This is a genomic window from Novosphingobium sp. SG751A (assembly GCF_013149295.1).
Lineage (GTDB): Bacteria > Pseudomonadota > Alphaproteobacteria > Sphingomonadales > Sphingomonadaceae > Novosphingobium.
Genome location: NZ_JABGCB010000001.1, coordinates 1 through 13,602, shown reverse-complemented (window position 1 = coordinate 13,602; position 13,602 = coordinate 1). Strand labels below are relative to the sequence as shown.

At 62.9% G+C, this 13,602-nt stretch carries 11 protein-coding genes; 7 read left to right on the top strand and 4 right to left on the bottom strand.

Annotation, left to right across the window (positions count from 1 at the left end; translation table 11 throughout):
• Positions 1-59 precede the first annotated feature (59 nt).
• The 4 genes from FHW96_RS00055 (at position 60) to hflX (ending at position 5,808) form a co-directional block, all read left to right on the top strand.
• Positions 60-2,318 (top strand): ATP-binding protein, encoded by a 2,259-nt coding sequence (locus tag FHW96_RS00055; protein ID WP_172338540.1) that lies wholly within the window; start codon positions 60-62, stop codon positions 2,316-2,318.
• Between the two features lie 43 nt (positions 2,319-2,361).
• The gene (locus FHW96_RS00050) at positions 2,362-3,747 is read left to right on the top strand and encodes a sigma-54 dependent transcriptional regulator (RefSeq protein WP_172338539.1); all 1,386 of its coding nucleotides are present in this window, start codon (positions 2,362-2,364) and stop codon (positions 3,745-3,747) included.
• 136 nt (positions 3,748-3,883) lie between these two features.
• A complete protein-coding gene (gene hfq / locus FHW96_RS00045) occupies positions 3,884-4,483 on the top strand; it encodes an RNA chaperone Hfq (RefSeq protein WP_172338538.1) in 600 nt (199 codons plus the stop codon).
• A gap of 47 nt (positions 4,484-4,530) precedes the next feature.
• Positions 4,531-5,808 carry a GTPase HflX gene (hflX, locus tag FHW96_RS00040; RefSeq protein ID WP_216650734.1) on the top strand — a complete coding sequence of 426 codons (1,278 nt, stop codon included), beginning with the start codon at positions 4,531-4,533 and terminating at the stop codon, positions 5,806-5,808.
• Between the two features lie 200 nt (positions 5,809-6,008).
• On the opposite strand, the gene mazG is transcribed toward hflX, so the two are convergent.
• From mazG to FHW96_RS00020, 4 genes are all read right to left on the bottom strand, one after another.
• Entirely contained in the window at positions 6,009-6,788 is a 780-nt protein-coding gene (mazG, locus tag FHW96_RS00035) for a nucleoside triphosphate pyrophosphohydrolase (protein WP_172338537.1), read from the bottom strand.
• An 87-nt stretch (positions 6,789-6,875) separates the two neighbouring features.
• Positions 6,876-8,150 carry an MFS transporter gene (locus tag FHW96_RS00030; RefSeq protein ID WP_172338536.1) on the bottom strand — a complete coding sequence of 425 codons (1,275 nt, stop codon included), beginning with the start codon at positions 8,148-8,150 and terminating at the stop codon, positions 6,876-6,878.
• A gap of 31 nt (positions 8,151-8,181) precedes the next feature.
• Positions 8,182-8,973 carry a 2-keto-4-pentenoate hydratase gene (locus tag FHW96_RS00025; protein ID WP_172338535.1) on the bottom strand — a complete coding sequence of 264 codons (792 nt, stop codon included), beginning with the start codon at positions 8,971-8,973 and terminating at the stop codon, positions 8,182-8,184.
• Positions 8,974-9,091: 118 nt separating this feature from the next.
• On the bottom strand, positions 9,092-10,597 hold the full coding sequence (locus tag FHW96_RS00020) for a UxaA family hydrolase (RefSeq protein ID WP_172338534.1): 1,506 nt from the start codon (positions 10,595-10,597) through the stop codon (positions 9,092-9,094).
• Positions 10,598-10,762: 165 nt separating this feature from the next.
• Here FHW96_RS00020 and FHW96_RS00015 point away from each other — a divergent pair, with 165 nt between their 5' ends.
• The 3 genes from FHW96_RS00015 (at position 10,763) to kduD (ending at position 13,516) form a co-directional block, all read left to right on the top strand.
• Positions 10,763-11,782, top strand: a complete 1,020-nt coding sequence (locus FHW96_RS00015) for a LacI family DNA-binding transcriptional regulator (protein WP_172338533.1) — start codon at positions 10,763-10,765, stop codon at positions 11,780-11,782.
• Positions 11,783-11,907: 125 nt separating this feature from the next.
• Positions 11,908-12,744, top strand: a complete 837-nt coding sequence (kduI, locus tag FHW96_RS00010) for a 5-dehydro-4-deoxy-D-glucuronate isomerase (RefSeq protein ID WP_172338532.1) — start codon at positions 11,908-11,910, stop codon at positions 12,742-12,744.
• Positions 12,745-12,751: 7 nt separating this feature from the next.
• Positions 12,752-13,516 carry a 2-dehydro-3-deoxy-D-gluconate 5-dehydrogenase KduD gene (gene kduD, locus FHW96_RS00005; protein ID WP_172338531.1) on the top strand — a complete coding sequence of 255 codons (765 nt, stop codon included), beginning with the start codon at positions 12,752-12,754 and terminating at the stop codon, positions 13,514-13,516.
• Positions 13,517-13,602: the final 86 nt, after the last annotated feature.

Here is a 13,602-nt window from a genome sequence, read left to right as displayed (position 1 = left end):
GGGTAATCTGACGGTTTCCTCTTGCATTCTTGCCACAGGGGCGTTGTAATACTGCCACGATGGTGAGCGATGACAGGGCAAGACCGAAACGATGGCCCCGCTGGTGGCGGCGGACGCTGGTCTATGCCCGGCGCGCCAATCTGGAGCCCTATGTCTGGGGCATCTCGATCTTTGGCTTTCTGGCGGCCAGCCTTTCGGCATGGCTGGCGGTGTCGGATCAGGCGGAAAAGGGGCAATTGCTCTCGGGCGGGATGACCGCTTCGCTGCTGGTGGGCATGCTCTTGCCCGCGATGGCGATCCTCGTGCTGATCGGGCGCTGGATCGCGGTCCGGCGCGGGGCCAGCATTCCGGGCGGCAAGGGGCGGTTGCACACCCAACTGGTGTTCCTTTTCTCGCTGATCGCGGCGGTGCCCACGCTGTTGGTGGTGATCTTTGCCTCATGGCTGTTTCAGTCGGGCGTGGAATTCTGGTTTTCGGACAATTCGCGCGGATTGCTGGAAAACGCCAATAAACTGGCGCGCGGCTATTACGAACAGACCCAGCGCGATGTCTCGAACGAGGCCATCGCGATGACCAGCGACCTGCGTTATATCCTGAGCCAGACCAGCATCGTCAGCCTCGATTTCCAGCGGGCCCTGTCCTATCAGGTTCTGCAACGCGGGCTGGACGAAGTGGCGATCCTGCAAAAGGGTGCCGATGGGCGGATGATCACCGTGGCGATTGTCGACCCCGCGCGCGACGATGCGCGGGTTCAGATTTCCACCGAGGACCGCCGCCGCGTCGATGGCGGCGAGGCGATCGTGGTCAATGCCAAGGCGGATCGCATCGAGGCGGTGACCGCGATTGATCAGCGGACCGGGCTTTACCTTTATGCCGCGCGCACGTCCGACCTTTTGGCGATCAGTCAGGGCAAGCGTGCCGACAATATTGTGAAGGCCTATCAGGTGCTGACGCAAAGGGCGCGGCTGTTGCAATTGCGATTCAACATTGCCTTGTTTGTCATATCTTTGGTGTTGGTGGGCCTATCGGTGGTCTTTGCCCTGCGCTTTGCCGACAGACAGGTGCAGCCGCTCTATGACCTTGTGGCCGCGGCCCAGCGGGTGGGTGCGGGCAATTATGAAATCCGCATCGCCGGGCGCAGCGGGGCCGAGGAAATCGGCCTGCTCAATCGCGCGTTCAACCGCATGACCGAACAGATCGAGCGCCAGACCGCCGCACTGGTCCGCGCCAATCAGCAGATCGATGAACGCCGCGCGCTGATGGAGGCGGTGCTGGAATCGGTGACGGCGGGGGTGATCTCGCTGGACGCGGGCGGCGCGGTGCGGCTGATGAATTCCTCGGCGCAAAAGCTGCTCTTGGGGCGCAGCGATGGCGCGCCGGTGGGGCAGGCTCTGGCCGAAATCTCGCCACAGATTGCGGGCATGGTGGATGAGGGCAAGCGCGAGGGCGTGGTCCAGCATGGCGTGTCGTCCGAGCGCGGAGGCGATCTGCGCACGCTGGCGGTCAAGGTGACGGCCAACAACAGCGCCTCGGGCGAGGCGCAGGGCGGCCATGTCATCACCTTTGAAGACATTACCCGACAGTTGCTGGACCAGCGGCAGGCGGCATGGTCGGACGTGGCGCGGCGCATCGCGCATGAAATCAAGAACCCGCTGACCCCGATCCAATTGGCCACCGAACGCCTGTCGCGCCGCTATCGCAAGCAGATCAGCGACAATCCCGAATTGTTCGAGGAACTGACCGCGACGATCATTCGTCAGGTGGGCGACCTGCGCAAGATGGTGGATGAATTCTCCTCCTTTGCCCGTATCCCCAAGCCGGTGTTCCGCTCCGAAGACCCGGTCGATCTGGCGCGGCAATCGCTGTTCCTTCAGGAAGTGGCGCGTTCAGACATTGATTTCTCGATTGAAGCGCCGGGTGACATTGGCCTCATCGGCTGCGACCGGCATCAGTTTGGTCAGGCGATGACCAATGTGCTGAAAAACGCTACGGAGGCAGTTGAGGCCAAGCAGAAACAGGCGGGCGAAGATTATCGCGGCGCGATCCGGCTGAGCCTGATCGACGAGGGCGAGAGCATTGTGGCCGTGGTGGCCGACAATGGCATCGGCTTGCCGCAGGACCGGGAACGTATCGTCGAACCCTATGTCACCACCCGCGACAAGGGTACGGGGCTGGGGTTGGCGATTGTGAAGAAGATTGTCGAAGAACACGGCGGCGACATGAATTTCGCCAGCGCCGAGGGCGGTGGTTCCATCGTCTCCCTGCGTTTTGCCCGCGACCCTTTGACCGCAACGCGGGCGATGGAGCCGGGAGAATGAGGGGAGCCGAGGGAATGTGCCGAATGGAAAGAGGAAAAGCCTGATGGCTGTCGATATCCTGATCGTTGACGACGAAAAAGACATCCGCGAACTGGTTGCCGGTGTGCTTTCCGACGAGGGCTATGAATGCCGCACCGCCGGCGACAGCCGTGCCGCGCTGGACGAGGTGGACCGGCGGCGACCCTCGCTGGTCTTGCTCGACGTGTGGCTGCACGGCTCGCCCATGGACGGGCTGGAGGTGCTGGACGCGATCAAGACGCGTGAGCCGGATCTGCCGGTCATCATCTTTTCGGGCCATGGCAATATCGACACGGCGGTGGCCGCGATCGGGCGCGGGGCGATGGACTTCATCGAAAAGCCCTTTGAGACGGAACGTCTGCTGCATCTGGTCGAACGGGCGACCGAGACGGAGCGGCTGCGCCGGGAAAACGCGCGGCTGAAACTGGACACCGCGCAGGGTACGGAATTTCACGGTTCGTCCAGCGCAATCAACCATGTACGCGCCACACTTAAACGCGTTGCCAATACCGGCAGCCGCTTGCTGATCTCGGGCCCCTCGGGCGTGGGCAAGGAAGTGGCGGCGCGTCTGCTCCATTCGTGGAGCGGGCGGGCGGAAAAGCCCTTCGTCAGCGTCAATTCGGCCCGGATCACGCCTGAACGCTTCGAAGAGGAACTGTTCGGCGAAGAGGCGAACGGCAAGCTGGTGCGCGCAGGTTTGCTCGAACTGGCTGATGGCGGCACGCTCTATCTGGATGAAGTGGGCGATATGCCGCTTTCCACTCAGGCGCGTATTCTGCGGGTTTTGACCGAGCAGGCCTTTGTGCGGGTGGGCGGCAATCGCCAGATCCGCGTCGATGTGCGCGTCGTATCCTCGACCAGTCGCAATCTGGAAAAGGAAATCATCGACAAGACCTTCCGCGAGGATCTGTTTTATCGGTTGAACGTGGTTCCGGTGGCGGTACCTCCTCTGGCGGAGCGGCGCGAGGATATTCCCGTGCTGGTCCAGCATTTCTTTGCCCGTTATGCCAATGATCAGGGCATGCCGCCGCCCGATATCAGCATCGAGGCGATGGCCGCGATGCAGGCCTATGAATGGCCGGGCAACGTGCGTCAGTTGCGCAATGTGGTGGAGCGCACGGTGATTCTGGCCCCGCGCGAAAGGCTGGGGCGGATCGAGGTCGATATGCTGCCCGCCGAGATCAACAGCGGGCGTCTGGCCGGGGATTCCGGCATGTCCTCGTTGATGGGCGTGCCCTTGCGTGAGGCGCGGGAAAACTTTGAACGGGAATATCTGCGGGTCCAGATCCGGCGCTTTTCCGGCAATATTTCAAAGACCGCAGCCTTCATCGGGATGGAACGCTCGGCACTGCACCGCAAACTCAAGCTGCTGGGCATGGGCGACAAGCGGGATGATGACGAGGAAGAGTGAATACGTCTTTCGCAATTTCGGCATTTACGCTGCAACTGCGAGAGGCTAGACATGGGGCTCAATCGGCCAGAGGCGCAGAATCACCTTTGGCCAGAATGCGGACCGTAGAAACGGCCGCCAACAATAGGAGCAAACCATGTCTACTGGCCGCACGCTTTCCGCTCGTCCGCGTTCAAAGCCTGAAGAAGCCGAAGGCGAAGAGGGCGTTGAAGCCGTCGTCGCAGCCCCCGTTCCCGCGCCGTCGGGCAAGGGCAGCCAGAATTTGCAGGACCAGTTCCTGAACTATCTGCGCAAGAACAAGACCCCCGTCACCATGTTCCTTGTCAAGGGCGTGAAATTGCAGGGTATTGTCACTTGGTTCGACAATTTCTCGATCCTTCTGCGCCGCGATGGTCAGTCGCAGCTGGTCTATAAGCACGCCGTTTCCACCATCATGCCCAGCCAGCCCATCGACACGCGCCTGTTCCCGCAGGGCGGCGATGCGTCGAAGAAGGCCCGCCTGCTGCAGGATGTGTTCCTTTCCTCGATCCGCTCGTCCAGCGTGCAGGTCACGATGTTCCTGGTGAACGGCGTGATGCTTCAGGGGCGCGTGGCGGCCTATGACCTGTTCTGCATGATGCTGGAACGCGAAGGTTATGTGCAGCTTGCCTATAAGCATGCGGTTTCGACGATTCAGCCGCTTGGCCCGGTCGATCTGACCGGCGAGTGGGATGGTGAAGAAGGTTCAGACGCCTGATTTTCGGAGAGGAAGCCGAGGGCGAGGTTACACGGGGCGCACGCGCCCTGATCGTCTGCCCCGAGATTCGGGGGCGCCCCAGCGCCTCCGACACCGAGTCGCGCGTGGAAGAAGCGAAAGGTCTGGCACTGGCCATCGGGCTGGTGATTGCCGAGGCCTTTCCGATCGCCATCCGTGAGCCTAGGCCCGGCACGCTGTTTGGCGAAGGCCAGATCACCAACATCATCACGCAGTGCAATCTGCATGAGGCCGAACTCGTCATCGTCGATGGCGCGCTCTCGGCGGTTCAGCAGCGCAACCTTGAGGACAAGCTCAAGCGCAAAGTGATCGACCGCACGGGCCTGATCCTCGAGATCTTTGGCGAGCGCGCGGCGACCGCTGAAGGGCGTCTGCAGGTCGAACTGGCGCATCTGGATTATCAGCAGGGCCGTCTGGTTCGCAGCTGGACCCACCTTGAGCGTCAGCGGGGCGGCTTCGGCTTCCTTGGCGGCCCGGGCGAAACGCAGATCGAGGCCGACCGCCGCATGATCCGCGACCGCATGGCCCGCATCCGGCGCGAGCTGGAGCAGGTGCGACGCACCCGCGGCCTGCACCGCGACCGGCGAGAAAAGGCGCCTTGGCCGGTGCTGGCGCTGGTGGGCTATACCAATGCGGGCAAATCGACGCTGTTCAACCGGCTGACCGGGGCGATGGTGATGGCGCAGGATCTGCTCTTTGCCACGCTGGACCCGACGATGCGCGCGATCCGCCTGCCCGGCATCGAAAAGGCGATCATGTCGGACACGGTGGGTTTCATCTCCGACCTGCCGACGCAGTTGGTCGCCGCCTTCCGCGCCACGTTGGAGGAAGTGACGGCGGCCGATATCGTCATCCATGTGCGAGACATCGCCAACCCTGACACGGCGGCGCAAAAGGAGCAGGTGCTCTCCGTTCTCGAAGACCTTGGTTTGCTGGAGGAGGGCACACGCGCTCCCTCGGTGCCGATGATCGAGGTGTGGAACAAGTGGGACCTGCTGAGCGCCGAGCAGGCGGCGCATCTCTGGCACGCCGCGCGTGAGGCGGCCCATGATGACGAGGTGGTGGTTCCGCTCTCGGCTGTGACGGGAGAGGGTTGCGAGGAACTGCTCGAGACCGCCAATCGCCTGCTGACCGGGGACGCGCGCGAGCATCGCTTTACGATCCCCGTGCATGATGGGGCGCGCATCGCCTGGCTCTATGCTCATGGCGAGGTGTTGGCCGATGAGGATGCGGGGGGGGATGAGCCCGTGCGGGTGATGTCGGTGAAGCTGACGCCCAAGGAATTTGGGCGGTTTGTGAGGTTGTAAGGGGGGCTCCGGCGGGCAAAGGGCGGGGCCCCTTTGCAATCCCATTAATGGGGTGGCGCGAAGGCTCATAGGTTTTGGAATGGGTTATAAAGCCTGCGGCGCTGCTATGGGGTGGCGCAGGCTTTAAAATTCCGATGCCGCGTCCGACACCCAACGCCGAACCCGATGCCTAACAAAGACAGTAACGGGAGCGCGAGGGTCTAGACCCTCGCATTTTCTCCCTTCTTAACCTCCTGCCACAACCCTTCCTGCTCATCGAGCGAGAGCGCTGCAAAATCCACCCCGCGCGCCCCGGCAATCGCCTCCATCCCCTTGAAGCGCCGTTCAAATTTCTTATTGGCCGCGCGCAGGGCTTCTTCGGGCGCGATGCCATAGGCCCGCACCAGATTGGCTGCGGCAAAGAGGAAATCCCCCGCCTCAGCCACGCGTTCTTCCTCGGTCGGTGCCTCGGCCAGTTCCTCGATTTCCTCGATCACCTTGGCCGTCGGACCGGACACATCGGGCCAGTCAAAGCCGACCCGCGCCGCGCGCTTCTGCAGCTTTTCCGCCCGCATCAGCGCGGGCAGGGCCAGCGCCACCCCATCCAGCGCGCTCGACGCCCCCTTTTCCGTGCGCTCCTGTTCTTTCAGCTTTTCCCAGCGGACCTCGCGCGATTGGCCCTCGTCGGCGGCATCTCCAAACACATGCGGATGGCGCGCTTCCATCTTGTCGCTGATCGCATCGGCCACATCGTCAAAGGCGAAGTGGCCAGCCTCCTGCGCCATGCGGCTGTGAAACACCACTTGCAGCAGCAGATCGCCCAATTCCTCGCGCAACCCTGCCATATCGCCCCGTTCGATGGCGTCGGCCACCTCATAGGCCTCCTCGACCGTATAGGGCGCGATGGTGGCAAAGGTCTGCGCCACATCCCATTCGCAGCCTCGTTCGGGATTGCGCAGCCGCGCCATGATGTTCAACAGCCGGGAAAGCGAAGCGGTCATAAGCAACTCACAAAAAAGGACCGGAAAAGCTTTAAGCAGCCTTTCCGGTCCAGACAATCCATGAGCAATCATGGGGGGAGGATTTCGTTACTCCACCGTGGCAGGCGCCAGACGCGGGCTGAGCAGGTGGATGACCGCCAGAGCGACCAGATAGGCGCTGGCGCAAATGGCAAAGAGCAATTCGTAGCTGTGCGTGGCGTCGAGGATATAGCCGGTGAACAGCGCCATCCCCATGCCGCCCAGCGCGCCGATCGTGCCGCCGATGCCCACCACGCTGCCCACCGCCGCCCGGGGGAACATGTCGGAGGGCAGCGTGTAGACATTGGCCGAGAAGGCCTGATGCGCCGCCGTGGCAAGGCCGATCACCAGCACCGCGCCCCACACGCTTTCGATGCTTTGCGCGAAATAGATCGGCAGCACGCAGACGGCGCAGATCAGCATCGCCAGTTTACGCGCCACATTCACCGAATAGCCGCGCTTGAGCATGAAGGACGAGAGCCAGCCCCCGGCCACGCTGCCCAGATCCGAAATGATGTAGATCGCGGCGAGAGGCAGGCCAAAGCTTTTGAGATCAAGGTGATAGCGGTCGAACAGATAGCCCGGCAGCCAGAACAGGAAAAACCACCAGATGGGGTCGATCAGAAACTTCGCCAGCGCATAGGCCCATGTCTCGCGCAGGGTAATCAGGCGGCCCCAGCCGATCTTTTCGGTGGTGTCGGCCGGGTCCTGCTCGATCCATGCCAGTTCGCCCGGCGTAATATTGGCCTCTTCGCGCGGGTGGCGATACAGCGCCCACCATGCAACCAGCCATGCCAGACCGAAAATGCCGGTGATGAAAAAGGCCGAACGCCACCCGAACCACAGCACCAGCGCGGGCACCAGCAGCGGCGTGATGATCGCGCCCACATTAGCGCCTGCATTGAACAGGCCGATGGCAAAGGCGCGCTCACGCTGGGGGAACCAGTCGGCCACGGCCTTGATCCCGGCAGGGAAATTGCCCGATTCCCCGACGCCCAGCCCGAAACGGGCGGCGGCAAAACTGGCGACCCCGGTGGCAAAACCATGCGCCATATGCCCCGCCGTCCAGATCACGATGGCCACGCCGTAGCCCAGCCGCGCGCCCAGCACGTCTACGATCCGGCCAAACGAGATATAGCCGATCGCATAGGCCATCTGGAACCAGAAGACGATGGTGGCAAAATCGCTTTCCTGCCAGCCCAGTTCTTCCTTCAGCGTGGGCTTCAGTACGCCGATCATTTGGCGGTCGATGTAATTCACCGCCGTTGCCGCAAACAGCAAGCCGCACACGATCCAACGCCGCCGTCCGGCCTTGGGATCCAGCTCAATTACGCCTGTCATCATCCACTCTCCAATTGCGCTTCTTGGCGGCGCGTTAACGGGGCTGGGCGGGGGCCAGCGTGCAGGATACCGAGCCGAGATCACCGAAACTGGCGTTCACGCTCTGGCCGACCACGGCTTGATGCACGCCGGTGACCGCGCCCGAAGAGACCCAGAGGCCGCCCGACACATCAAGTCCGCGCTCCATCAGATTGGCCAGCAAAAAGCGTACCGCGCCATAGGGGCCGTCGAGCATCGTGGCGGCCGTTGCTTCGCCCACCACGGCGCCGTCGATGCTGGTAGCGATGGAAATCGCGCAGAGGTCGAGATCAGCCCATCCGTCCACCGGCGCGCCCAACACGAGGCCCGCATTGTTGCCGTAATCGGATACGGTCACGCATGGGCCGTCAGCATTGATGCCGGGATAGGGCGAACTGGCGATTTCGATGCCGATGCGCACTTCGTCGATGATCGCCTTGGTGGCGGCATCATCGCCGGGGACGGGGCCGGCAAAGCCGGGCGCGACATGGAGCAGCCATTCCGCTTCGCCCGCGACGAAACCTGCGGGAAATACCGGCATGGTCGCGCCGTCATCGGCCAAGGCATCGGCAAAGATCGGCCCGGCAAGGCGGTTGGCACCCAATTCGGCGTCCAGCGGGGCATTGATCCGGCCCACTTTCCATCCGGCCACGGCGCGCCCGTCGATCGAAATCGCGGCATCCTGAATGCGATAGGCATCGGTCAGCGTGGTCGGCGCGGGGCCGGGATAGGTGGCCAGACCCTCGCCAGAGCGGCGGGCCGCGACGAAGGCCTGTGCGATGGCCTGATCGGTTTCTTGAGTGTACATCCTGATCCCACAATCCTTTGGGTGAATTCATTAATGGAAACCGGTGTCAATGACAATCGGCCACGCAGTCGGTGATAGCGGCAAGCGATTGCATAAACCGGCTTTCAGCCCGCCTTGCCTATAAGGTTACCCCCCGCCGCCAGATGGCAATGGCGCGCTGGCCATGGCGTTCGGCGGCGGTCCTTTCCCCGCTGGCGATGGCCACCAGCCGGGAGAGGAAGGCCTCATCGGCCGCATCCTGACCTTCGTCCAATGCCATGGCGGCATCAAAGTCGATCCAATGCGGTTTGTTGGCGGCCAGTTGATGATTGGACGCGACCTTCACGGTCGGAACCGGAAAACCCAGCGGCGTGCCGCGCCCGGTGGTGAAGAGCACCATCGTGGCGCCCGCCGCGGCCAGAGCAGTCGAGGAAATCGCGTCATTGCCCGGTGCCTCCAGCAAGGCCAGCCCGCCCAGCGGCGCCATTTCGCCATAATCGATGACGGAGCAGAGCGCGGCGTGCCCTGCCTTCTGCACCGCGCCCAGCGATTTTTCCTCCAGCGTGGTGATCCCGCCCGCCAGATTGCCGGGCGAGGGGTTTTCCGAAACCGGCAGGCCCTGATCGAGGTAATAGCGCTTGAAGCGGTTGACCAAGGCGGCGGCGGCATCGAACACCTGTGCATTCGACGAACGCGAGAGCAGGGCCTGTTCGGCGCCAAAGATTTCAGGGATTTCAGTCAGCACCGGCGTCCCGCCCGCGCCCGCCAGTGTTTCGGCAAAGCGGCCCAGCAGCGGATTGGCGGTCAGACCCGAAAACCCATCCGACCCGCCGCATTTCAGCCCGACCACCAGCGCCGAGAGCGGCAGGTCCACCCGCTGCGCCCCGGCGGCCTGTTCTACCATGGCGTCGATCAAGGCTGCGGCCTCGGCCAGTTCATCGCCCGCACTTTGCGAGGAGAGGGTGGCGACCTTGCCCCGCGCGCTTTCAGGCACCAGCGTCAGCAGTTCGGCAATCTGGTTCGATTCACAGCCCAGCCCCAGCACCAGCACGCCCGCCGCATTAGGATTGGCCGCAAGGCCCGCCAGAACCGCGCGCGTACCCGCCAGATCGTCGCCCAGTTGCGAACAGCCGTGGGGGTGGGAAAAGGCATGGATGCCATCGATCCGCCCGGCGGCAATCAGATCGGCATGGCGGGCGCCGGCCTCGCACGCAACCTGCTCGGCGGTCAGGCCGACGCAGCCTACCGTGGGCAGGACCCAGATTTCATTGCGCGTCGCCGCGCGGCCATCGGCGCGCAGATAGCCGCGCCATTGCGTCAGATTGGCCTTGGTCGCGGCCACATCGCCATGGGCATCAGGCGTATAGGTCAATTCGCCCGCCAGCGCCGTGGCCAGATTATGCGTGTGAACATGATCGCCCGGCGCGATGGCGGCGGTTGCCTTGCCGATGGGCTGGCCATATTTGCGCACGGTGTCGCCCGGCGCATGGGCGATCAGCGCCAGCTTGTGGCCCTGCGGGATGGGGGCGTTTGGGATGAAAAGCTGATCGCCAAGCGCAACCTCTTCTCCGCCCGCGAGAGGGCGCAGCGCCACGGCGACGCTGTCTTCGGGATGTACGCGGATCAGGGCGGGTTGCAGGCTCATCATTCTCACCAAGGGTTCGTTTCGCGAATCTCCCCACGCGGGGTTTCGCCTTTGCGTGGGAATGTCGTTTATGGTAACCGGTGTCAATAAGTCTCCTGCTTGCACCCTTCTTCATGCAAGGGCAAGGCAGCAAAAGTGCAGACGAGCCAGAGAGGTGGGAACAACGTGGCCAATCGTGAGCCCAAGCCGACGATCAATGATGTGGCGCGCCTTGCAGGTGTGTCGAAAAAGACCGTCAGCCGCGTCATCAACAACTCGCCCTTGCTCAACGATGCAACGCGCGACAAGGTGACGGCGGTGATCCGCGATCTGGGCTATGTGCCCAATCCGCAGGCCAGAGCCTTGGCTTTGCGGCGCAATTTCCTGATCGGCCTGATCCACGACAACCCCAATGCGCAGATGGTCCTGTCGGTGCAGGAAGGCATGCTGGACGCGATGAAGGGCACCGAATTCGCGTTGGTCGTGCGGCCGGTTGATCGCAAAAGCCCGCAGCTTTTCGACGATATCCGCCATTTCATCGAGCAGCAGCGGCTTTACGGCATTTACGTCCTACCACCGGTTTCTGAAAATGATGAAGTGGCGCGGCTCTGCGCGGAATTGGGCTGTCGCTATGTGCGGATGGGGTCGGCGCGGCTGGATGATGAAGAGCATCTGGTCGAATCGAATGATCGCGAGGCGGTGCGCGAGGCGGTGGACAAGCTGATTCGCGATGGTCACACCCGCATCGGCCATGTCGCGGGGCCGGACGGTTTCCGTTCGGCGCGCGAGCGTGAGGCGGGGCTGCGTGAGGCTTTGCTGGCGCATGGTCTGAGCCTGCCTGACGAATTGCGGGCCTCGGGCAATTACACGTTCGAATCGGGCTATGCTGCCGCCAAGCAGGTGTTGAGCCAAAATCCGCGCCCCAGCGCGATCTTTGCTGCCAATGACGAAATGGCCGCCGCTGTGCTCCACGCCGCATTGGAGCAGGGGCTGGAAGTGCCGCGCCAACTCTCGATTCTCGGCTTCGACGATACGCCGATCGGCGCGCATATCTGGCCTCCACTCAGCACAGTGCGCTGGCCGATCCGGGCGATGGCGCGTTCGGCGGCCTTCAAGCTGATCCAGCCGGATCGGGCGGCCGAACACAAATCCTTCTTCCGTTCCGAACTGGTCGAACGGGCCTCGACCGCGCCGTTTAAGGGGTGATCCGGAGCGTCTGCCTGTCAGTGAACGGTAATGTTTGGCGGTTATTGACACCGGTTACCAAAACCCGCTACCAAGCGATCAATCATGTGCCGGACGGCACCAAAACTTTGCCGGGAGAGCTACCCATGTTTTGCAAGACTTACCATGCCACACATCCCGACATGATGGAATGTGTTTCTAATGATGAACTGCGCGACCGCTATCTGGTATCTGGTATGTTTGTCGAGGGGCAGGTGAACCTCAATTATTCGCATAACGAACGCTTTGTGATCGGCGGCGCGGTGCCGGGTAAGGAACCACTGAAACTGCCCGCGCAAACCGAGCCCGCAAGCGCCGCCGGCCACCCGTTCCTTGAGCGCCGCGAAGCGGGCATCGTCAACATCGGCGGCCCCGGCGCGATCACGGTCGACGGTACGCGCTATGAAATGGGCAACAAGGAATGCCTCTATCTGCCTATGGGCACGCAGGATGTGACCTTTGAGGGCGAGGGCGCGCGTTTTTACATCGCCTCGGTTCCGGCGCATAAAGCGTTCCCGATCAAACATATCACGCTCGATCAGGCCAACCCGCTGGCCCGCGGCGATCTGGCCAACTCGAACCAGCGCACGATCTATCAGCTCGTCATCCCCGGCGTCTGCGAGAGCGCGCAGCTTTTGCTTGGCCTCACCGTGCTGGAGGAAGGCAGCGTGTGGAACACCATGCCCCCGCATCTGCATGACCGCCGCAGCGAGATCTATCTCTATTTCGACATGCCCACCGAGGCCGACCGCGTGTTCCATTACATGGGCCAACCGGAAGATCTGCGCCACATCGTGATCGGCAATGAAGAAGCCGTGATCAGCCCGCCGTGGTCGGTCCACATGGGGTCGGGCACCAAGAAATATGCCTTCATCTGGGCGATGGGCGGGGAAAACCTCGACTATACCGACATGAAGGTCCTCGACATCTGCCAGCTCAAGTGAGGTCGTGATGAGCTTTGACCTGAACGGCCGGGTGGCCGTGGTGACCGGTGCCAATACGGGCATCGGTCAGGGAATTGCGCTGGCCCTGGCGCAGGCCGGGGCCGATGTGGCGCTGGTCGGGCGCACCCCGGCGGAGGAAACCGCTGCCTTGGTGCGTGAGGCGGGGCGCCGGGCCGAAATCATCGGCGCGGACCTTTCCACCATTGCTCCGGTGGGCGATGTCGTGGCGCAGGCTGTTGAAAAGCTGGGTGGATTGCACATTCTGGTCAACAATGCCGGGATCATCCGCCGCAATGACAGCGTGGATTTCACCGAGGAAGACTGGGACGCTGTGGTCGACACCAACCTGAAGTCGGTGTTCTTCCTGTCGCAGGCGGCGGGCCGTCACATGATCGCGCATCATGCCGAAACGGGCCAACGCGGCAAGATCATCAACATCGCCTCGATGCTCTCGTTTCAGGGCGGCATCCGCGTGCCGTCCTACACCGCGTCCAAATCGGGCGTGGCGGGCCTGACCAAGCTGCTGGCCTGCGAATGGGCGGCCAAGGGCGTCAATGTCAACGCCATCGCGCCGGGCTATATCGCCACTAACAACACCGCCGCCCTGCAATCGGACGAGGCGCGCAACCGCCAGATCATGGAGCGCATCCCCGAAGGCCGCTGGGGCAGCCCGGCGGATATGGGCGGGGCTGCGGTGTTTCTGGCCAGCGGCGCGGCGGATTATGTGCAGGGCCATGTGCTGGCCGTGGACGGCGGATGGCTGGCGCGGTGAGCGAGGTTCGTTCTGGCCCTGTCGTTTGCTTTGGCGAGGTGATGCTGCGCTTTGCGACGCCTGGCGGAAGGGTGATTGCCGATGCG

Excerpts from the sequence above, each read along its gene's own strand:
- FHW96_RS00055 (WP_172338540.1), top strand. The coding sequence starts at position 60 with ATGGTGAGCGATGACAGGGCAAGACCGAAACGATGGCCCCGCTGGTGG.
- FHW96_RS00050 (WP_172338539.1), top strand. The coding sequence starts at position 2,362 with ATGGCTGTCGATATCCTGATCGTTGACGACGAAAAAGACATCCGCGAA.
- hfq (WP_172338538.1), top strand. The coding sequence starts at position 3,884 with ATGTCTACTGGCCGCACGCTTTCCGCTCGTCCGCGTTCAAAGCCTGAA.
- mazG (WP_172338537.1), bottom strand. The coding sequence starts at position 6,788 with ATGACCGCTTCGCTTTCCCGGCTGTTGAACATCATGGCGCGGCTGCGC.
- FHW96_RS00030 (WP_172338536.1), bottom strand. The coding sequence starts at position 8,150 with ATGATGACAGGCGTAATTGAGCTGGATCCCAAGGCCGGACGGCGGCGT.
- FHW96_RS00025 (WP_172338535.1), bottom strand. The coding sequence starts at position 8,973 with ATGTACACTCAAGAAACCGATCAGGCCATCGCACAGGCCTTCGTCGCG.
- FHW96_RS00020 (WP_172338534.1), bottom strand. The coding sequence starts at position 10,597 with ATGAGCCTGCAACCCGCCCTGATCCGCGTACATCCCGAAGACAGCGTC.
- kduI (WP_172338532.1), top strand. The coding sequence starts at position 11,908 with ATGTTTTGCAAGACTTACCATGCCACACATCCCGACATGATGGAATGT.
- kduD (WP_172338531.1), top strand. The coding sequence starts at position 12,752 with ATGAGCTTTGACCTGAACGGCCGGGTGGCCGTGGTGACCGGTGCCAAT.